Source organism: Streptomyces sp. NPDC006309 (assembly GCF_040613095.1).
In the GTDB taxonomy this organism is placed as follows: Bacteria; Actinomycetota; Actinomycetes; order Streptomycetales; family Streptomycetaceae; genus Streptomyces.
The window spans coordinates 1-19,441 of sequence record NZ_JBEXRO010000005.1 but is presented as its reverse complement, the minus strand read 5'-3'; the positions used below and the strand labels follow the sequence as shown (position 1 = coordinate 19,441).

The window sequence follows — 19,441 nt, the reverse complement described above, 5'->3', positions numbered from 1 at the left end:
CACTTCAGGAGTCTGATCATGTCCACCGATGCAACGGCCACTGCCGACGCCTTCCCCACCACCGCACCGCGCCCCTCGTTCCTCCTGGTCCACGGGGCCTGGCACCGGTCAGAGTGCTGGGACCTCCTACGGAAGGCCCTTGCGGCCGACGGCTGGACGGCCCGGACGGTGGACCTGCCCAGTGCCGGACCGCAGCGCACACCCGCCGCCGGGATGTACGACGACGCCGATGCGATAGCCGGTCATCTGCGGCAGGCAGACGGTCCGGTGATCGTCGTCGGCCATTCCTACGGCGGCCTCCCGGTTACCCAGGCCGCCGCCGGCCTTCCTGCCGCCGCTCACCTCGTCTACCTGGCGGCGTATCTGCCCGAGGAGGGAGAGTCCCTGCTCAGCGTGCACGGTCACGGCGGCGACGCGGCCGAGGATCTGCGCGGCACAGCCCCCGTCGTCTTCGACGACCCCCGCACCGCGCTGTTCGGGGACCTGCCCGACGGGCAGGCCGAGGACGCCGTCAGCCGGCTCGTCACGCAGAGCCTGCGCTCCTTCCAGCAACGGGTGACCCGGGCGGCCTGGCGGACGGTGCCCTCCACCTATGTGCTCTGCGAGGACGACAGGGCACTCCCGCCCGCATTGCAGGAGCGGATGTCCACCCGCGCCACACAGGTCGAGCGCCTGAACACCGGCCACTCCCCATTCCTGTCCGCGCCCACCGAACTGGCTGCGCTCCTGGGCCGGATCGGCTCCAAGGCGGTCACCTCCATGTCGTCCCGCAAGGGCTGAACGGCCCCACAACCCCGAGGCAGCGCTCGGGCACGGCAGCATGCCGCTGTGCCATTGGTGCGCGGCACCCGTCCTTGACCAGTGGGGCCCGCACGTGCGTCACCTCAGTACCCGCCCCTGACCTGCGTCTGGTTGCTGGCCGGTGATGAGGCTTCGCGAAAATCCATTGAGGGGCGCGAGGCTCTGCGCGCCTATTTCGCCTCTCGCCCGGCGGACAGGCTGTCGCGTCGTCGGATGACGAACATCCTGGTCACGGTGGAGTCCGAGGCGACTGCGCGGGCGGTCTCGTATCTGACGTGCCGCCGGGCCGGTGCGAGCGTCCCGTACGCCGGCTGCCCGCGGCCGTGGCGGCGACGGGGCGCTCACCGCCGGCTGCGGCGGGGCACCTTCATGCTGCTCGCCGCGCTTCCGCAGTTCGCAGCCGCCCTGTACACCGTGTGACCTGGACGGGTGACCCGCGGGAGCGTCGGTCACCGCCGTGGGGCAACCCGGGACAGAGGGGGCGCACATGTAGGGAGCAGAGGGCGCATGCGCGGTCCGCCGGAACGCTTCCGACCACCCATTGTGACGCCTGCCACACCGACGGTATCCTTCAACTTCGGCTCCTCGGCCTCCTCCTCTCACCTTCTGTCCCCCGACTGGACGCGTGGGCGCAGCAGATGGCCAGGAGCCGGCGCCGATTCCCGGCGCACGTCGTGCAGGTCGAACACGGGGGAAGTTCCGCATGACCGCACCACTCGACAGTCCCAGGTTCCCCAACGACCAAGCCACCGCGTTCGTCCGTGAGTTCCGGGTGACCGTGGCCCCCACGTACGAGAACCGGGCGAGGCTGGAGACCAGTCCGCCGCTGTTCCTCCTGCGCGTACCGCGCGAGTCGTACCGGACCGGTGTGGACCGCGTCGTCGCCGCTCTGGCCGGAGCGCTGCGGCAGCGGGTGCCGTTCGCCCACCTGCCGGCGGGGACCGGTGACGGAGCCGACGCCCGGCTGCTGTCCGCCGGCGCCGGCACGCAGCTGTACCGCAGTGCCCCGCAGCACATGACTCCCGACCGCTTCCCGCACTTCCGCGTCATGTGCGACCTGGTGGAGTACATCAGGCGGCACCCGGAGGAGTGGGTGACGAACGCGAACCAGGAAGCGGAGCTGCGGACCTACGCCGGTGAGCAGCGGGCCCAGCGCGGCGGTGCGCTGGCCTTCACCAGGATGGAGGGGCCGGCCCTCGACGGGATCGCCGGTTTCCTGGCCGGTCTCAGCTGGCTGTCGTTCGTCCAGCTGCTCCCACGACGGATCTGGGCCCACCGCACCTCCCGCAAGGTGATGCGCGGCTGGCTCGGCGCGGAACCGGTGGCCCAGGGCAGCAACAACCTCTTCCGGGTGATGGACCACGTGGCCGCCGAGCGCTCCGTCCAGCTCGCGGACGGCGCGTCCCAGGAGGAGGCGCTCCAGGAGTTCGACTGGCTCGTCCTGCGCGCCCTGCTGGAGGACCTGGGCCGGCCCGCGATCGGCCGCATCCTGCCCGGCCGGCGCCGCAGGACCAGCCGCCCGGTCCTCTTCCTGGAACTGCCCCCGCCGGGAGAGCCGGGTGCCCGCGCCGCCGAGCGCTTCCTGCGTTCGCTGCGCCGGGCCCGGGCCACCGCCGGACCGCCGGGCCCGCTCGTCGTCGCCGTGGGCGTCCCCTCCGAGGACCTGCTGCGGGAACTGGGCGATCCGGCGGAGAGCACGTGGCCGGAGGCGAGTGTCCGGCTCGCCGCCGACGCCGCCGACGGCGAACCCCCGGTCCTGGTCACCGTCTCCGCAGCCGACCTGGCCGCACGCGGCGTACCCGTCCTGCCCGTCGGGCCGCGGACGTTCAGGTTCAGCCGGTACGTCCCGACCGCGGTCGTGGGCGGGGTGACCGTACTCGCCCTGCTCGCGGGGGGACTGCTGCTCCGGCCGGTCCTCTTCCCCCCGCCCCGCGACTGCCTCGGCGGTACCGGCTCCGTGGCGGAGGCCGCCCCGACCCAACCGGTGCCGGTGCACGCCACCGCCTGGTACAAGGCGGCCGTGCGGACCATCGACCGCCAGAACGCCCGCGTCGGGCAGTACGCCGCCCAGGGCCGCACCGTGCGGACGGTCGTCGCCTTCGTGTCCGACCCGCCGACGACCGACGACGAGACCCGCTTCGACGGGACGATCCCGGAGCTGCGCGGCATCGCGATATGGCAGGAGAAACTGAACCGCGAGGCCGCCGCCGACGACTCCCTGATACCCCTGCGCGTCGACGTTCGCGGGGCCGGAGTCGCCTTCCGTGACGCCGAGAGCGCGGCACGGAAGCTCGCCGCGGAGGTGGCGGACGAGGGCGGCGTCCCGGCGTCCGACCGGGTCGTCGGGGTGCTGGGCTTCGCGCAGAGCCGCCGCGAGACCCAGGCGGCCCTACGCGTGCTGGGCGACGCGCGCATCCCCACGATCGGCACCACCGCGACCGCCGACGAGATGCTCACCGGCTCCGCCGCGCTGACCTACTGGCCGTCCACGCCGTTCAACTCCCGCGAGGCCAGGATCGAGGCGGACTTCGCGGCCACCGAGAACATCGTGGCCCAGCCCGGTCACGAGGACCGCTGCACCCCGGCCCGCAACGCGATCGTGATCGAGAGCTCCGCGGACCTCTACAGCGACAGCCTCGCCCGCCGGTTCGTCGGCGACTTCCACGGCACCCACCAGGTGTTCGACTTCAACCAGGAGGGCGTCTTCGGCGCCGCTCCGCTGAGTGGCGCGGTCAGCGAGCACGGCGCCGACCCGCTGGCCCGGGCGCTGTGCGACGCGCTGGGGGACCGGCCGGACTCGGTGGTGTACTGGTCGGCGCGGGCCAAGGACTTCACCGCCCTCATCAACTCCATGGACACCGCAGGGACATGCACCTCGCGCGACGTGACGGTCCTCGGCGGCAACGAGCTGACCAACGTGGCGCAGACCGGCGCCTTCGCCGACAAGGACTGGCTGCGCCTGTACTACTCCGCACACCGGCTGCCGACCGACGACCCGGGCGCCGGCGACAGGACCCGGCAGTTCGTCGCCGACTACGACGCCTATGTGAAGGCCACCGCCCCGGGCACGGACCCCTGGCGGCAGGACGGCCACTCCGCGGTCTCCTACGACGCCTTCCACGTCCTCTCCGAGGCGGTCCGCCAGGCCGGACTGGCCGACCCGGACATCGAGCGCAAGTCCGTCCTGCTGGTGCTCCAAGCCGGCATCGCCTTCAACGGGGCCACCGGTTACGTGTCCTACGACGGCGCCAACGCCCCGCCCAGCGACAAGACCCTGGTACTGCTGCGCCAGACCGGCGACGAGCCGAAGGCCGTCCTCGCCTGCGGCGCCTACGACCAGCACCAGTCGAGCGAGGCCCAGGGACCGCCCTGCTCGGGCTGACCGCCCGCGCCCCGCACCGGCGCCCACCACGGCCCCCCGAGGTCACGGAGACAGCGGCCGTGGCCCCGGGGCACGCGATCCAATGAGCCGACGGGGGATACGAGTACGACTCTGGGACCGCTGGAACTGTGTGACGGCCGCTGGGTGGTGGGGGACACCGGCAAGGGCCACTGGCTGGAGTTCCGCACGGACGGCCTGTACCAGCACGAGTCCGGCTCCGAAGGACAGCTGATCCCGTGGCCCCGGATCACGCTGGGCATGAACCTCACCATGGGCAGGGACCAGGTCGTTCGCCACGGACCTGGACGCGGCCCACCTCGCCGTGATCCCGGGGGCCGGCCGGCGCGGCGTCCCCTACAGGGTCGGCTGTGCCGGTCGGCATGCGCCGGCCGTGCCGAGTGCAGCTCCAGATCGATCCCCATGCCTCATGATGCCCACATTGTGCCGCTGCGCAGTCGTACGGCCCATGGACGGCCCGACTCGCTGCGAGCACCGCACGGGGATCCTCTGCCGCGGGGCCGAGAGCCGCGGCTTCCTCAGGACAGCCACGCTCGGCCCCTTGGTTCACTTGCCGGTTTCCGGGCCGCGGCGCAGGAGGGTCAGTCCCCGAAGCTCCGCCGTGGGGGCACATCCCTGGCAGCCTCCCAGACCCCCGCCGCCATCCGCTGTGCGGACTTGGTCGGCGACGGCTCGTCCGGCAGTCGCGCGGGCACCGTCGTGCCCTTCCTGCTGCCCGCCCGGTCGGCGAACAGCGCCACCGTCAAGGCGAGCCGGCCGTCGTACCCGGAGCTCCACACGGTTCGCCGGGTGGTCCCGCCGCCCGCCCCGCCGAGGCCGAACGCCTTCGCCTCCGCCGGGCCGGCGGTGACGGGCACCGGTCCGGCCCCCGATCGTGCGCCCGCCGCCATCGCCTCCTTCGCGTCCAGCACACGCCGCACGTCGGGACGGGCCCGGTAGACGGTGCGGCCCTCCCGCGTGATGCGCGCGACGGTGTACGGGGTGGCGTACCGGCCGTGCGCCGCCACCGTCGCGTACGCCGACGCCAGGTTCAGCGGAGTCGGCGCCGCCGTCCTCAGCAGCCCGCGCAGCGGCTCGCCCGCCCGCCGCACCCCGTTGAACGGCTCCAGGGCCGACCCCGCCTCCACCGCCCCGTCCACCGCGTCGTTGAACGGCTGCCGCGCGTAGTCCGAGCCCCCGTACAGCACCCGTACCGCACCGTCTCCGGGCACGATCCCCACGACGGCGGTGTGCACCCGCACCCGCTCGCCCCCGGAACTCCCCTCGGCCAGCTGCGTGGCACGGTTCTGCGCGGTCAGGTCGAAGGTGGTCGTCACGCTGTAACCACCGCTCGCGAGCTGGTCCTCGGCGATGCCGAGCCGGTCGGCGGCCTCCTTGGCCGCGACGTCGATCAGGTACTGCCGCTGCCCCTCGGTCTCGCCCGGCGGATAGAACCGGAACGCCGGGAACCGCGCCGTGGCCCGCTGCTCGTCCGTGATGCTCCCGCTCGCCACCATCGCGTCGAGCACCCACTCCCAGCGGTGCTCCAGCTTCGCCGTCACCTTCGGGTCGGAGCCCGCCTTCTCGTAGTACGAGGGGATGTTGATGATGGACGCCAGCGCAGCGCCTTGGGAGACCGTCAGGCTCTTCGCGTCCACGCCGAAGTAGTTGCGCGCGGCGGACTGGATGCCGGCGGCGCCCCGCCCGAAGTACACGGTGTTGAGATAGCCCCCGAGGATCTCGTCCTTGGTGCGGGTGCGGTCCAGTTTGATCGAGATGAGGGCCTCGCGGGCCTTGCGGGACAGCGAATGCTCCGGGGTCAGCAGCGCGTTCTTCACGTACTGCTGGGTGATGGTGGAGCCGCCCTGTGGGTCACCGCCCGTCAGCGTCGCCAGGGCGGCCCGTGCGATGGCCCGCGGCGAGATCCCGCTGTCCGTGCGGAAGGAGCGGTTCTCCGCGGCGATCACCGCTTCCTGCACGTGCGCGGGGACCGCGGAGAGCGGGACGTCCTGCCGGTCGACCGGACCGCGCCGGCCCAGATAGGCCCCGTCCGCGTCGAGGAACACGGTGCTCTGGGTGACCGTCTCGGGGTGCGGCTTCGGGATCGTCGTCAAGTGGTACGCCACGACGCCCGCCGCGCACAGCGTCGCGATCAGCGTGAGGAGGGCGTGGAACAGCCGGCGGAGCCGCCGGCCGCGGGTGCGCCGGAACCGGGTCCGCAGCGGCGCCGGCCTCCCCCGCCGGGGGACCGCCCTCGTCCCCTCTCCCGGTCGCGGTCCGGCGGTCCCGTCGTTCTCGTTCTCGTGCACGTCCGTCACCACGTGCTGTCCGATCGTGCGGCGACCTCGCCCGAGGCGTCGTACACCGTGACGATCCGCTCGTGCGCTCCCGAGTCGAGGAGCATCCGCACGTTCCTCTCGGTCAGCGGCGGGCTCGTGTACCACAGGCCCCAGCCCGGACTTCCCGCGAGCACGAGCACCTTCGCGGTGGTCCTGCCGGTGCCGGTGGACACCTCGACACGGTCCGGCTCGCCGCTGAGGCCGTGGAAGAGGCCGGACAGGAGGAACCCACCGCTCACGCTGTCCACCCGCGCGGAGACACCGGGTTGATCGAGTGGGCGGTCGTCGTCGTCCCCGGGGGGACGCTTGTCCACCGACCAATGCGCACCATCCGCCGTCAGCCACACCCGTACCCCCGGCCCGACGGTCACCCGCTCGCCCGGCGCCACGATCCGGACCGGGCTCGTCACCGAAGGTGCGCCGCTCCCGGCCTGGGCTCCGCGCCTCCCCTCCTGCCCACCACCGCCCCCGTCACGGCCGGCCGCGAGCAGGACGACGGGTACGAGCAGCGCCGCGCAGGCGGCCGAGGCGACGACCAGGCGCCGTCGTCGCAGGCGGCCCCCCGCCGCCTGGACCTCGGCCAGCGGCACCTCGCAGGGGACGATGTCCCGGGCGGCACGGGCGTACGCCTCGCGCAGCCGCCCGGGATCGCCGCCGGCCGCTTTCAGACCGTGCCGGGCACGGGCACGCACCGCGCCCACCGAGCAGTCCAGCAACTGGGCGATCTCCGCGTCCGTCAGCCCTTCCCAGATCCGCAGCACGAGGACCGCCCGCCGCCGCGCGGCCCGCCGTCCGCGCAGCCGGCGCAGGTGGCCCCGCACCAGACAGCGCCGTACGTGGAAGTCCGCGTCGTCGCTCGGGACACGTCGCCACCGCGCGCACATCCGCACCAGTGTTCTCCGCACCAGTTCCTCCGCCGCACCGGGATCGCCGGTGAGCAGCCGCGCGGTCACGATCAGCCCGGACCGGTGCGTCCGGGCGTACGTGGCGAAGTCGTGGCCGGTGGGGGGCACATCGTGGGTCGGTGGCACGTGGGTGGTCCTTAGGCTCGGGAACCCCGTCGTGGCCGGACGTGCGGGCGTCCGTCCGGGTCGGGCAACTGTTCGGTGTGCCGGTAGGTTGATCAGCCGACGAGCCGACACCGTCGAGGACGAGGGAGCCCGGAACCCCCGCGCACCGTCTTCCCGATGGGTCGTGCTTCGCCGGATGCGACCTACGCGACTACGGGACCTGTACGCACGGCGGTGGCGGCCGGGTTGCAAGCAAAGGACAGAGATTTCGGTGGAGGCATGACCGAGGACGAGTTCGACGCCTTCTACGCGGCCGCGTTCCCCAGGCTCACCGGACAGCTCTACGCCTTCACCGGCGACCACGGCGAGGCCCAGGACGTCGTGCAGGAAGCCTTCGTACGAGCCTGGGACCGGCGCCGGCGGTTCCTGGCCGACGGTGCTCCCGAGGCATGGATCCGCACCGTGGCCATGCGGCTGGCGGTGAGCCGCTGGCGGCGCTCGAGGCGCTGGCTGGAACTGGTGCGGCGCACTCCGCCGCCCGACCCCACCCCGGGGCCGAACCCCGAGTACGCCGCACTCGTGGCCGCGCTGCGCGAACTGCCCGAGGCTCAGCGGATGGCGATCGTCCTGCACCACTTGTGCGACCTGAGTGTGGAGCAGGTAGCCTCCGAGACCCGCGCGCCCGTGGGAACGGTCAAGGCGCGACTGTCCCGGGGGCGGGCGCAGTTGGCGAAGCGTCTCGCGGACCACGAGGCCGACGGACGGGCCGACGAGGCCGACGGGCCGGTCAGGAGGGAGAGCCGCCGTGGCCGATGAACTTGCCGCCGCACTGCGCGAGTTGGCCGCGGGCCAGGAGACCGCCCCGGTCGTCGGCGGCCCCGCGACACGCGCCCGGGCGATACGTCGCGGACGCCGCCGCCGCGCCGCCGCGAGCCTCGGCACGGGCACCGCGGCCCTCGCGTTGCTGGGCCTCGCCCTGACCCTGCGTGCCGGCGGGGCCCCGGACCACCACCCGGCCGGGCGCCGGCCCGCGACCGTGGCCTCCCCGACGGCCTTCTCCGACACGCTGGACCTCTCCCGGCGCACCCTCACATTCGGCGGTCGGACGATGCCGGTCCTCTCCGAATCCGACGCCCTGCGCGGGGCCGAGAGCCCGATGACGGTGGTCGCGAAAGAGGATCCGAGACAGCTGAGCCACCACGTGTCACCCAAGGACCCGACCATAGGCCCCACCGTGGTGACCGTCCGGTACGTGGTCGAGCTGCGCGACGAGCAGGGCCGGCGGCACTACGTCGGCCTCTTCTCCCCACAGCTCAAGACCCTGAGCGACGACGATTCCAGCGGCGGCTGGATCGGCCTCGGCGCCGCGGACATCAAGTGGTTCTACGCCCGGATCCACCCCGGCGACACCCTCTCGGTGACGACCGTTCCCACACCGACAGCCACGCCCTCCACCTCCGCTCCGGCACCCGCCGCCACAGCGTCCCGACCCGACGAGCCACACGTAGCACCGTCCAGCCGCACGTCGCTGCCCGCGGCCCGGTAGTACTCCGGCGGCGTTCGGTGTGGTCCGAGCGAGCGTCCTCGGGCGCAGGCGCCCCCTTCGTGGACCCGATGGTGCGGGCGGGCCGCTCTCCTAGAAGACTGCGCTGATCTGTCAGCACTCCGACGGGAGAAGCGCCCGCGGCCTCAGCGCCCGCGGCCTCAGCGCCCGCGGCCTCAGCGCCCGCGGCCTCAGCGCCCGGTGCCGCTGGAGCGGCCGGCCGGTGAGTGACGGCGGCGATGCACTCGAAGGCCCGCTCGCGGTGCGCGAGGGTCAGTTCCCGAGTCCCGGCCGTGGCGGCCACCACAAGGTAGACGGCTCCGGTACTGCGGCGCTGTCCAAGCCGGGTGAGGATCTCCCGCACCTGCCAGGCGCGGTCGCGGACGTGGCCGTGATCGCGCCTGGCACCCGGCCGAAGAGCGGGCGCAGGTCTTCTACGACTGGTGCACGGTCAGCGGTGGAAGGCGCGCTGCAGAAGAACTCCTCGGTGCCGGAGCAGGGGCCGGCCCCCGACCAACTGTGAGGGTCCGGTCAGGGATCGCTCAGGGACGTTCCCTGATGAGCCGGGCCGTTGGGTCGGAAGAGACTCGTGGCCAGGCCGTACGACCGCCGGTCTCACCGCCATCGCTTGGAGAGCCTTACTGTGAACTGCTCTGCCGTCGTCACCCGTTGCCTCGCCGCCGTCGCGTCCGGTGCTGTGCTGGCAACTCTGGCCGCGGGTACGGCCGCTCCCGCCTCCGCCGCCACCCCGGTCCCAGCGTCCGCCACCGCCACCGGTGCGTCACTGCCCCGGCTCGACCCGGCCGAGCTCCGGGCAGCCATCGGTGGCCTGCCGAACGCGGACGTCACCGGCGCGCTGCTGCGGATCACCGGTCGCGCGGGCCACTGGTCGGGCACCGCAGGCGTGGGCGATCTGGATACCGGTCAGGGCGTCCCGCCCGACGCGCACATCCGGATCGGCAGCATCTCCAAGGTTTTCACCGCCACCATCGTCCTCCAGCTCGCCGCCGAGCACCGGATCGACCTGGACAAGCCGGTCCAGCAGTACCTGCCAGGAGTCCTGCCCGCCGGCCTCCCGTCCGTCACCGTGGGCCGGTTGCTCAACCACACCAGCGGCCTGCCGCGCGGCGCCACCAGCGCTGATTTCGGTGACGGCAGCCCCGAATGGTTCGCCGCCAACCGCCTCAAGAGCTTCACACCGCAGCAGGTGATCGACCTGATGGCGGGCCAGCCGATGCAATTCGCGCCGGGCACCGCACAGCAGTACAACGGGATGAACTACTACGTCGCCGGCCTCCTGATCGAGAAGATCACAGGGAGCACCTTCGCCCACGAGGTGCGGTCTCGGATCACCGGGCCCCTCGGACTGCACGACACCTACGCCCCCGAAGCCGACGACCCCCGCCTGCCCGCCCCGCACTCCCATGGCTACCTGGCGGTCGCGTCCTCGGACGGCACCACGCACCCGGTGGACGTCACGGAACAGAGCCCCTGGCCCTGGGCTGAGGGCGGCATGATCTCCACTCCCGCCGACCTCGACCGTTTCATGACCGCGCTCTTCCGCGGCCGTCTCCTCCCGCCGGCCCAGCAGGCCGAACTCTTCACCGTCCCCGACGTCCCCAGCTTCCGCAGCAGCCAGTGCCGCACCGAGGCCGACGCCGGCCGTGCGTGCATGACCATGGGAATCATGAGGGTGAAGGCCTCCGACGGTGTGGTGGTCTGGGGCAAGACCGGCTCCCGCCCCGGTTACACGAGCGGTGTGTTCGCCACCCGCGACCTCTCCCGCAAGGTCGTCTACTCCGTCAACCCGACCAATCTCAACGGCACCGAGATGCGCTACATCCAGCAGATCGCCGCCGCCTCCTTCGGCACCGTGGTCCCGGCCACGAACTGATCCCTCGGCAGTTCCCACGATGGTGACCATGGCGGGTTCCGAGGGTGACCGGGCAAAGCCGGTGGCTACACCCTGACCCACACCACGCCGGGAGCGCCGGCCGATCAGGCGCGCGTGGGTTCCCGGCGGCGGTCAAGCGCTCGCTCCCATACGGGACTCGTGCACCGCCCGCGAAGAAGCACGTGCAGCCAACAAAAGAAGCCCCAGGCTGTCGACCTGGGACTTCAAGAAGAGCGGGTGACGAGAATCGAACTCGCGCTCCGAGCTGTGGAAGCTGCGATCGTTTGAGGCTGGATCGTCCGCTGACCTCGGCGAACGGCGAGGCAGGGCGTTGTTGGGCTCGGCCGCCTTCACCGTGATTCCCCGCTGTTCCCCGCTCCAACTGGTGCGCTTGTGGTGCGGCGGATTTCAGCGCTGGGGTCCGCATGTCGGCTCGATGACGTCAGCCCAGACACGGTCGGCCCATGGGTTGCCCTCCACACCGAGGCGTGCCGCGACGACATCGTCGAGGAAGTGCGCCTGGGTGACGCCGACCGTCTCGTGAGGCCACCACAGAGAGTCGCATTCGGTGCAGAGCAGGAAGTACGGCCCATCGGCCTTGAAGCGGTACGGCTGGACCCAGTCCTGCTCACAGCGCGGACAGACACGTTTGGCTGACATCACCAGCACGGTATCCCGGGCGCAAGTGCACGCTTTTCAACTGTGGTGGTGGCGTGACGGGATTTGCGCAGGGGTGTTCACCTAGGTTCATGGGCGGCCCGCCTATGGGCTGCACCCGGCTTCTGGTCTCGCCTGAACGGTCGTGAACGGGGCTGAATGAGAAGGAAACTGAGACGGGCGGCCATCACGAGTTCCCTGGTCACGGACCTGGGGATGTCTTCAGGCTCACCGCGGTTCCACATGACGGCATCTTCCCCGCTGGGTGTAGCCGCCGGGCACGCCGACGCTGACCGGTCTCCAGAAAGGCTCGGCCTCGCGGAGATGGCCGCCGCCCGTGCGCCACTGGACTGCTGGGTAGATATGGCGTAGGGACCGGAGAGCGGCCGAGGCGAGGCCGCAGCGTCTATAGCCCTCGTAGGAGTGAGGCGCTTCCACCCAGCCGATCTCGCACGAATTGCAGACCACGTACTCGACCTCGAAAGCCAAATCGGATCTAACGTAGGCCGCACGGATGCGCCAACCTGTTCGCTCGTAGTAGCCGGCGGGCCGGTCGACCCAGGTTTCCCGCGGGGTGGCGGTCTGGACGAAGTGGTACGACGCGGGGTCCGTCCATCGGCGAAGCCGGTCCCGCCAGATCGGTTTGTCGGGCCACTCCCGTACCCAGTACACGTGGTCGGCGCGGCGCGCCACTGCGCGGATTGCCGCCTCGCTGTCCCGCCATGGGCTCCCCCCGGGAGCTCCAGATTGCCCTCGGCCATGGTTCGGGTGCACGGAGGCTGCTGTACAGCACAGCGTGGGACTGCACTGCGGCGCCCTCAGCTTGGGAAGCGACGACGCTTGCAGGTGACCAGGCTTTCTGGACTGCGCGATCACGGGGGGTCCGAAGCCCTGGGGGGCGTGTGTATGAGCGGTTGTCGACCGTGGTTGGCCGCTCTTAAGGGCACGCGGTGGGCACGACGCAATGCCAGCGAGTGGCGCCGGACGAGCGCGTCGGCGGTATTCCCGGTGGATCATCACTTCACCATGTGGCGGGAGGCTTGGTTGCAGGTGTACACATGCGGTTCACTGTGCAGTTGTTTCCTGCCGCGCAGGTGCCTGGCCACCGGACGGTGCGCCTGGAAGCCTCCATGGGACGTGGTCTCGTCGGGCGCGCCCATCACCGAGTCAGGACGAGGTCGCTCTCACTGCCAACCCGGCCCACGACGGGGCCCAAGCAGCAGCACTTCACCCTTGGCGGCACTTGCGATCAGCCCGTTCTTGCCGTTCTTCTGCCGCAGTAGCGCGACGGTGGGCTGGGAACCCCCTGTCTCTTGAACGCGTGTTGTCCTACGGTGCTACAGAGCACCACGGCATCGACGGGGCGGAGATTCTGGTGGGGCACGGGGCCACCCTTGTGGAACGTATAGCCGAGACGCGGGCGGGGAGGGGAGATCCTCGGGCACTTATAGGCGAGTTGCGGCGGGCGCTGCTACTCGTTCCGCTCGACAGTGGCGGCCTATGGACGGCGCGGTTCCGTGGGGTCCGCTGGATCTGTGCCTTCACCGACGAGAATTCGCTCGCCCGGTTCGTGAGCCGCCACGGCCCCGGCGACCGGCAGCGGGAATACGCCCGACTGCTGGGGGCCAGGTTGCTCGACGAGATCGTGCCGGCGATGGCGGAGCCGGCCGGCATCGTGGTCGATGTCGCCGATGAGGGCGCAGCGATGTTCTTCCCGCCCGTCGTGGGCATCGTGCCCGAAGCCGTCGCGGTGGACGCCGAGGCCGAATGGCCGGAGGCGGGTGCTGCGCAGTCGGCGGGCCCGGAGACCGCGCACTCAGGAGGAGCGGTGCACTGATGGGCGACGGCGCCAAAGACCTGCATGTCGACGAATTCAGCGTGCGCCGGCTCACTCAGGGGCTGCGGGACGCCGTCGAAGAACTCAAGGACGTCGGCTCAGCCACGGGCGCCGTCCTCGGCAAGGGGTTCTCCGACTTGGCGATGACCGGCATGGAGGCCGGCCACCACGGCCTGGCCGTCGACTTCGAGGACTACTGCGAGCGGTGGGAGTGGGGCGTGCGGGCGCTCATCCAGGACGCCAATGCCATCGCCGCGAGGCTCGGACTGGCGGCGGGCGTGCTCTGGGAGGAAGACCAGTACGTCGGGACCACCCTGAAGGTCGGCGTGAACGCCCTGGTCGGCGGCAATCCGCACGCCTCCGAGGAGGAGATCGGACAGCAGAGCTGGGGCGATGTGTTCACCCCCGACTGGATCCACCCAGACTACAGCCCGGAGTCCTTCCAGCGGGCCGGTGACGACATCGAGCAGACGTGGAAGGACACCGGGCGCTCCCTGGTGACCGAGGGCCGCGGCGGGCAACAGGCCCGGATGCTCAACGGCTTGCTTGGTGTCGACCAGAAGGACTTCGACCAGGCGGTGGACGACACCTTCGGGCCCTCGCCCGAGGAGCGCGCGGCACAGCAGCAGGAGCACGACGGGGGTAACTAGCCGTGGGTATAGGCGACTTCATCAGCGACATCACGCCCGACTCCGTGGAGGACGCGGTCGAGGGCGCCACCGAATGGGTCGGCAACCGCGTTGAGGATGCCGGCAACTGGACGGCCGACCGACTGGACGACGTCGGCTGGGAGTCCGGCTCGGACTGGGTGCGGGAGAAGTCCCGCTCGGTCGCCAACCGCATGGGCGCCCAGGTCGACGAGATGGACCTCGGGCAGACCGAGGACAAGACAAAGCTGATCTACGGCAGCCCGGGCAAACTCCGCTCCACCGCCACGCATCTGCGGGCTTTCCAGCAGGCGTTCAACAACGTCGGCCTCGGGCTGGAGGGCCTGGACTCGGACTCGCTGAAGGGCCAGGCGGCGGACGCCTTCCGAGGGGCGGTGAAGGTCCAGCCGCCCAAGTGGTACAAGGGCGCCGACGCTTTTGAGGACGCCGCCAAGGCGCTGGAGGCGTTCGCCGACACCGTCACCTGGGCGCAAGGACAGGCGCAGCACGCCATCGACAAGTGGAAGGAGGGCGACAAGGCGTCGGAGGACGCCGCCGGCGCCCACAAGAAGAAGGTCGAGGACTACAACCAGGCCGTCGACCGATTCAACGCGCAGCCCGCTGACAAGCGCGACCGGTCGCAGCTGCCTCCGAAACCGGGCGAGACGTTCCCGGATCCCGGTGAGAGCCTGCGCAAGGAAGCGCAGGACATCCTCACCGAGGCGCGCCGGCAACGCAACGCCGCCGCCGAGACCGCCCGCTCCGCCATCACGAAGGCCCGCGACGCAGCTCCGCCCAAACCGTCGTACGCCGAACAGGCAGGCGACGGCCTGGACGAGCTGGAGATCATGAAGACCCACTTCGGTGGCGGCATCATCAAAGGCACCGCAGGTCTCGTGAACTTCGTCCGTGGCCTCAATCCCATGGACCCGTACAACCTCACGCACCCGGCCGAGTACGCGATGTCACTCAACAGCACGGCGGCCGGCTTCGTCCAGGTGGCCAACGACCCCTGGGGTGCCGGCAAGCAGATGCTGAGCGACTTCATGAAGGACCCCGCCGAGGGATTCGGCCGACTGGCGCCCGACGTGGCCCTCACCGTGGCCACCGGAGGCGCGGGCGCCGGTGTAAAGGGCGCGCGGGCCGCCGAGGAGCTGGCCGACGCGGCCAACGCGGCTCGACGCGCTGAGGAATTGGGGGACGCCGGGTCCGGGGCGCGCCGCGCGGACGATGTCGCCGATCCGAGCCGCCCGCCGAAGGCCAAGTGCTCCGGCCGCGAGCCCGTCGACTTCGCCACGGGCCGCATGTTCCTGCCGCAGGTGGACGTTTCCCTGCCCGGCTCACTCCCCCTGGACTTCCGACGTGACTTCGAGTCCTCCTACCGGGCCGGCCACTGGTTTGGGCCCACCTGGTCCTCGACGATCGACCAGCGGCTGACGGTGGACGCGATCGGCATCGTCTTCCACGGTGAGGACAACCTGCTGCTGTCCTACCCGCATCCGGCACCCGGCGTTCCGGTCCTGCCCGAGGCGGGCCCGCGCTTCCCGCTGGAGCGTCACGCGGACGGCGGCTACACCCTCACCGACCCCGAAGCAGGTCTGGTCCGCCACTTCCTCGCCCCGCCCGGCGCCGAACCGGGCGGCGACGGCACGGCTCCGCTCGCCGAGATCACCGACCGTTGCGGCCGTACCGTCACGGCCGAGTACGACGAACACGGCAACCCGCTCGCCCTCACCCGGGCCGGAGGCCATCGCGTCGAGTTCACGGTGGAGAACGACCGGATCACGGGCCTCCGCGTCGCCGGCACGGACCTGGTCCGCTATCGCTACCAAGATGGCCACCTCACCGAGGTGATCAAGTCCTCCGGCGTACCCACCCGGTTCGAGTACGACACCGAGGGCCGGGTCCTCGCCTGGACCGACACCAACGGCTCCCGCTACACGTTCGTCTACGACGACCAGGACCGGTGCGTCAGCCAGACCGGCGTCGAAGGGCACCTGGCCTCCGAGTTCCACTACAGCGAGCCGCATCCCGACAGCGGCCTGCGCACCACCACCGTCACCGACTCACTCGGCCACACCTGGCGGTACACCGTCAATCACCGCTTCCAGGTGGTGGCCGAGACCGACCCCACGGGCGCGACGACGCACACCACTCAGGACCGCTACAACCGTGTGCTGTCGCGCACCGACCCCCTGGGGTCGAGCACGGAGTTCGCCTACGACGACGCCGGCCGGCTCGTGGGCGTCACCCACCCCGACGGCAGCGTGCAGCGGGCGTCCTACGACGAACTGGGCATGTCCGTCGAGCACTCCCTGCCAGGTGGCGCCCGCTGGCGGCAGGAGTTCGACGAGCTCGGCCGGCGTACCTCGGTCACCGACCCGGCGGGCCGCACCACTCGGTACACGTACGACGAGCGAGGCCACCTCACCTCGGTGACCGATCCCCTGGGGGCGGTCACCCAACTGTGCCACGACGCGGTGGGGCTCCTGGTGGAGCGCAGGGATCCGGTCGGTGGCGTGACGGCCTACCGCCGTGACGCCCTGGGCCGCATCGTCGAACGCGTCGGCCCGGGCGGCGACTCCACGTACTACGACTGGACGCCCGAGGGCCACCCGACCCGCGTCACCCACCCCGACGGCAGCGCCGAGCACTGGACGTACGACGGTGAGGGCAACTGTCTCTCCCACACCGACGCTCTGGGCGCCACGACCCGCTTCGAGTACACGCACTTCGACCTGATCGCCGCCCGCACCGACCCCGACGGCAGCCGCCACGAGTTCGTCCACGACACCGAGCTGCGTCTCACCTCGGTAATCAACCCCCGGGGCCTGCAGTGGGGATACCGCTACGACGTGGCGGGCCGCCTGGTCGAGGAGACCGACTTCGACGGACGTACCACCCGCTACGGGGTCGACCCGCTCGGCAACGTCTCCTCGCGGACCACGCCGCTGGGGGCGACCATCCGCTACGAGCGGGACGTGATGGGCAGGGTGGTCGCCAAGGATGCGGCGGGCGCCGTCACCTCCTACACCTACGACCCGGCCGGACGTCTCCTGCAGGCCGTCGGCCCCGACGGCGAACTCATATACCAGTACGACCGCTCAGGTCGGGTCAAGACCGAGCTGTCCGACGGCCGTCCCCTCACGTTCGCGTACGACGCGGCAGGCCGCCGCACCCGGCGGGTAACCCCCGGTGGGCAGGTGACCGAGTACGCGTACGACGCCGCCGGACGAGCCGTCCGGCTGACGGCCGGCGGACACGAGATCGCCTACATCCGCGACGTGACCGGACACGAAATGTCCAGGAACTTCGGCGAGACGCTCACCCTCACCTCGAGCTGGGACGAGGCGGGAAGGATCACCGGGCAGGAGTTCGCATTCGGTGACCGGACCGTCAGCCGCCGCAGTTACACCTACGACGGCAACGGCCACTTGGCCGGCATGGACGACACCCTGCGCGGCCCACGTCGCTTCGCGCTCGACCCGGTCGGCCGGGTCACCGCCGTCGTCGCCGACCGGTGGAACGAGACGTACGCCTACGACCGCGCGGGCGGCGGTACGACGGCGGCGCGCTGGCCCGACGCGCACGCGGGCGCCGACGCCCAGGGGGAGCGGGAGTACGAGGGCACCCGGGTGCTGGGAGCCGGTGCCAACCGGTACGTCTACGACGGAGCCGGGCGGCTGGTCCGGCGCACGCGGACCAGGCTGTCCCGCAAGCCCGACACCTGGCACTACACCTACGACGCCGAGGACCGGCTCACGTCCGTCACCACGCCCGACGGCACCGTCTGGCGGTACCGCTACGATCCGCTGGGCCGCCGCACCGCGAAGGAACGGCTGTCGGTCGAGGGCGACCGGGTCGTCGAGCGCACGGAGTTCGTCTGGGACGGCCCGGTCCTCGCCGAGCAATCCACGGCCCTGACCGGGCAGGTGCCCCACCACACCACCCTCACCTGGGATTACGACGGGCTCGCGCCGGTCGCTCAGACCGAGCGGCTCGTCGACGCGGTCACGCAGGAAGAGATCGACGCGCGCTTCTTCGCCGTCGCCACCGACCTGATCGGCACACCCACCGAACTTATCGACGAGCAGGGCCGCATCGCCTGGCACAGTCGCACCACGCTGTGGGGCATCACCACGTGGAACGCGACCGCGACCGCGTACACACCCCTGCGCTTCCCAGGCCAGTACTTCGACCCCGAGACGGGCCTCCACTACAACCACCACCGCTACTACGACCCCCACACCGCCCGCTACGTCACCCCCGACCCCCTCGGGCTGGCGCCGGCCCCCGACCCGGCCGGTTACGTACACAACCCGCACACGACCAGCGACCCGCTCGGCCTCGCGCCGTACGAGAACAATGGTGGCCTCGGCGGGCTCGTCAAGGTCAACAAGCCCGACCCCGCTGCCGATGCTCTCGCCGAGCGGCTCGGTGGCGAGTCCCGCGTGAAGTTCGAGCACGATCCCAAGGGGAGGGAGATCGATGCGATCAGCGATGACTACGTGGCGCAGTCAAAGCCCGGTGGAATGCAGATGGGGAGCGCTCTCAGAAACCAGGCAAAAGCCACATTCGAATACGCGATCCAGTCCGGCCGCACTCCTTACTTCCACTTCGACGGCGAACCAGGCCCCGGAGTGATCGCCAAGCTCCAGGAGTACGGCAGGCGGTACGGTATCCAGCCGGTGATCGACACGAAACCGCTGTGAGAGGCATATGTACGAGTTCCATGGTTGGTTCGGCATTGCCGAGTCCCCTGAAGAGGCGGACGCGGGATCGCTCGAGGAGGGCGTGGCCGAACTGAGGGCGGCCATCGATCGCATTGACTGGGCAACCGGCGAGGTGACGCTGAAGGTCCACAACGGGGAGTACTTCGTACGGACCGACGGTCTGGTTAACCGGCGCCGTGACGAGGCTGAGGAACTGGACGCTCTTATCCGCTTCATTGCGCGCCGCTTCCCCGGTTCCTGGGGGCTGCTTTACGAGCGCTCCGCCGACATGGACCATCCGCCGGGCCCGGGAGCCTTCCGGGTTCGCGTCATGGCCAGGGGAGAGGTACAGGACCGGCTGGACCCGTTCCTGTCACCGTGCCGTCCGATCATCGAGGACTGATCGGCGGCCGCTGCGTGGCGTCGGCACTGTCCACAAAGAAGCCCCAAGCCACTGGCCTGGGACTTCAGGAAGAGCGGGTGACGAGAATCGAACTCGCGCTCTCAGCTTGGGAAGCTTGGGTGCTCAAGGACTCGTTGCCTTGCTGACCTGCGGCGATAGAGCAGAGGCTCCTGACGGCTCGCCGTATTAGTCCCCGGTGTTCCCCGTCGCTCCCCGTTG

At 71.0% G+C, this 19,441-nt stretch carries 12 protein-coding genes and 1 pseudogene; 10 read left to right on the top strand and 3 right to left on the bottom strand.

Annotated features, from left to right (window positions below):
• Positions 1-18 precede the first annotated feature (18 nt).
• From ABZ117_RS09195 to ABZ117_RS09185, 3 genes and pseudogenes are all read left to right on the top strand, one after another.
• Positions 19-780: an alpha/beta hydrolase gene (locus tag ABZ117_RS09195; protein ID WP_356818868.1), complete on the top strand. Its 762-nt coding sequence runs from the start codon at positions 19-21 to the stop codon at positions 778-780.
• Positions 781-939: 159 nt separating this feature from the next.
• Positions 940-1,077, top strand: a pseudogene (locus tag ABZ117_RS09190) (nuclear transport factor 2 family protein); the annotation flags it as partial.
• Positions 1,078-1,504: 427 nt separating this feature from the next.
• The gene (locus tag ABZ117_RS09185) at positions 1,505-4,183 is read left to right on the top strand and encodes an ABC transporter substrate-binding protein (protein ID WP_356818866.1); all 2,679 of its coding nucleotides are present in this window, start codon (positions 1,505-1,507) and stop codon (positions 4,181-4,183) included.
• A 599-nt stretch (positions 4,184-4,782) separates the two neighbouring features.
• Here ABZ117_RS09185 and ABZ117_RS09180 read toward each other — a convergent pair.
• Complete coding sequence (locus ABZ117_RS09180) at positions 4,783-6,489, bottom strand: transglycosylase domain-containing protein (RefSeq protein WP_356818864.1); 1,707 nt, start codon at positions 6,487-6,489, stop codon at positions 4,783-4,785.
• Between the two features lie 5 nt (positions 6,490-6,494).
• Positions 6,495-7,550 carry a sigma factor-like helix-turn-helix DNA-binding protein gene (locus ABZ117_RS09175; RefSeq protein ID WP_356818862.1) on the bottom strand — a complete coding sequence of 352 codons (1,056 nt, stop codon included), beginning with the start codon at positions 7,548-7,550 and terminating at the stop codon, positions 6,495-6,497.
• A 258-nt stretch (positions 7,551-7,808) separates the two neighbouring features.
• Here ABZ117_RS09175 and ABZ117_RS09170 point away from each other — a divergent pair, with 258 nt between their 5' ends.
• From ABZ117_RS09170 to ABZ117_RS09160, 3 genes are all read left to right on the top strand, one after another.
• Entirely contained in the window at positions 7,809-8,345 is a 537-nt protein-coding gene (locus ABZ117_RS09170) for a SigE family RNA polymerase sigma factor (protein WP_356818861.1), read from the top strand.
• Positions 8,335-9,075 (top strand): hypothetical protein, encoded by a 741-nt coding sequence (locus ABZ117_RS09165; RefSeq protein ID WP_356818858.1) that lies wholly within the window; start codon positions 8,335-8,337, stop codon positions 9,073-9,075. The genes ABZ117_RS09170 and ABZ117_RS09165 overlap by 11 nt, the downstream gene beginning before the upstream one ends.
• A gap of 694 nt (positions 9,076-9,769) precedes the next feature.
• Positions 9,770-10,966: a serine hydrolase domain-containing protein gene (locus ABZ117_RS09160; RefSeq protein WP_356818856.1), complete on the top strand. Its 1,197-nt coding sequence runs from the start codon at positions 9,770-9,772 to the stop codon at positions 10,964-10,966.
• 408 nt (positions 10,967-11,374) lie between these two features.
• On the opposite strand, the gene ABZ117_RS09155 is transcribed toward ABZ117_RS09160, so the two are convergent.
• Complete coding sequence (locus ABZ117_RS09155) at positions 11,375-11,626, bottom strand: hypothetical protein (protein ID WP_356818854.1); 252 nt, start codon at positions 11,624-11,626, stop codon at positions 11,375-11,377.
• Between the two features lie 1,372 nt (positions 11,627-12,998).
• On the opposite strand from ABZ117_RS09155, the gene ABZ117_RS09150 reads away from it, so the two are divergent.
• Genes ABZ117_RS09150 through ABZ117_RS09135 form a run of 4 tightly spaced genes read left to right on the top strand, consistent with a single transcriptional unit; the run spans position 12,999 to position 19,222 of the window.
• Complete coding sequence (locus ABZ117_RS09150) at positions 12,999-13,460, top strand: hypothetical protein (RefSeq protein ID WP_356819364.1); 462 nt, start codon at positions 12,999-13,001, stop codon at positions 13,458-13,460.
• The gene (locus tag ABZ117_RS09145) at positions 13,457-14,110 is read left to right on the top strand and encodes a hypothetical protein (protein WP_356819363.1); all 654 of its coding nucleotides are present in this window, start codon (positions 13,457-13,459) and stop codon (positions 14,108-14,110) included. Before ABZ117_RS09150 ends, ABZ117_RS09145 begins: the two co-directional genes overlap by 4 nt.
• Positions 14,111-14,112: 2 nt before the next feature.
• Entirely contained in the window at positions 14,113-18,819 is a 4,707-nt protein-coding gene (locus ABZ117_RS09140) for a putative T7SS-secreted protein (RefSeq protein ID WP_356818852.1), read from the top strand.
• 7 nt (positions 18,820-18,826) lie between these two features.
• Positions 18,827-19,222, top strand: a complete 396-nt coding sequence (locus ABZ117_RS09135; protein ID WP_356818850.1) for an immunity 7 family protein — start codon at positions 18,827-18,829, stop codon at positions 19,220-19,222.
• Positions 19,223-19,441 lie beyond the last annotated feature (219 nt).

Coding starts and splice junctions, on each gene's coding strand:
- ABZ117_RS09195 (WP_356818868.1), top strand. CDS start 19: ATGTCCACCGATGCAACGGCCACTGCCGACGCCTTCCCCACCACCGCA.
- ABZ117_RS09185 (WP_356818866.1), top strand. CDS start 1,505: ATGACCGCACCACTCGACAGTCCCAGGTTCCCCAACGACCAAGCCACC.
- ABZ117_RS09170 (WP_356818861.1), top strand. CDS start 7,809: ATGACCGAGGACGAGTTCGACGCCTTCTACGCGGCCGCGTTCCCCAGG.
- ABZ117_RS09155 (WP_356818854.1), bottom strand. CDS start 11,626: ATGTCAGCCAAACGTGTCTGTCCGCGCTGTGAGCAGGACTGGGTCCAG.
- ABZ117_RS09135 (WP_356818850.1), top strand. CDS start 18,827: ATGTACGAGTTCCATGGTTGGTTCGGCATTGCCGAGTCCCCTGAAGAG.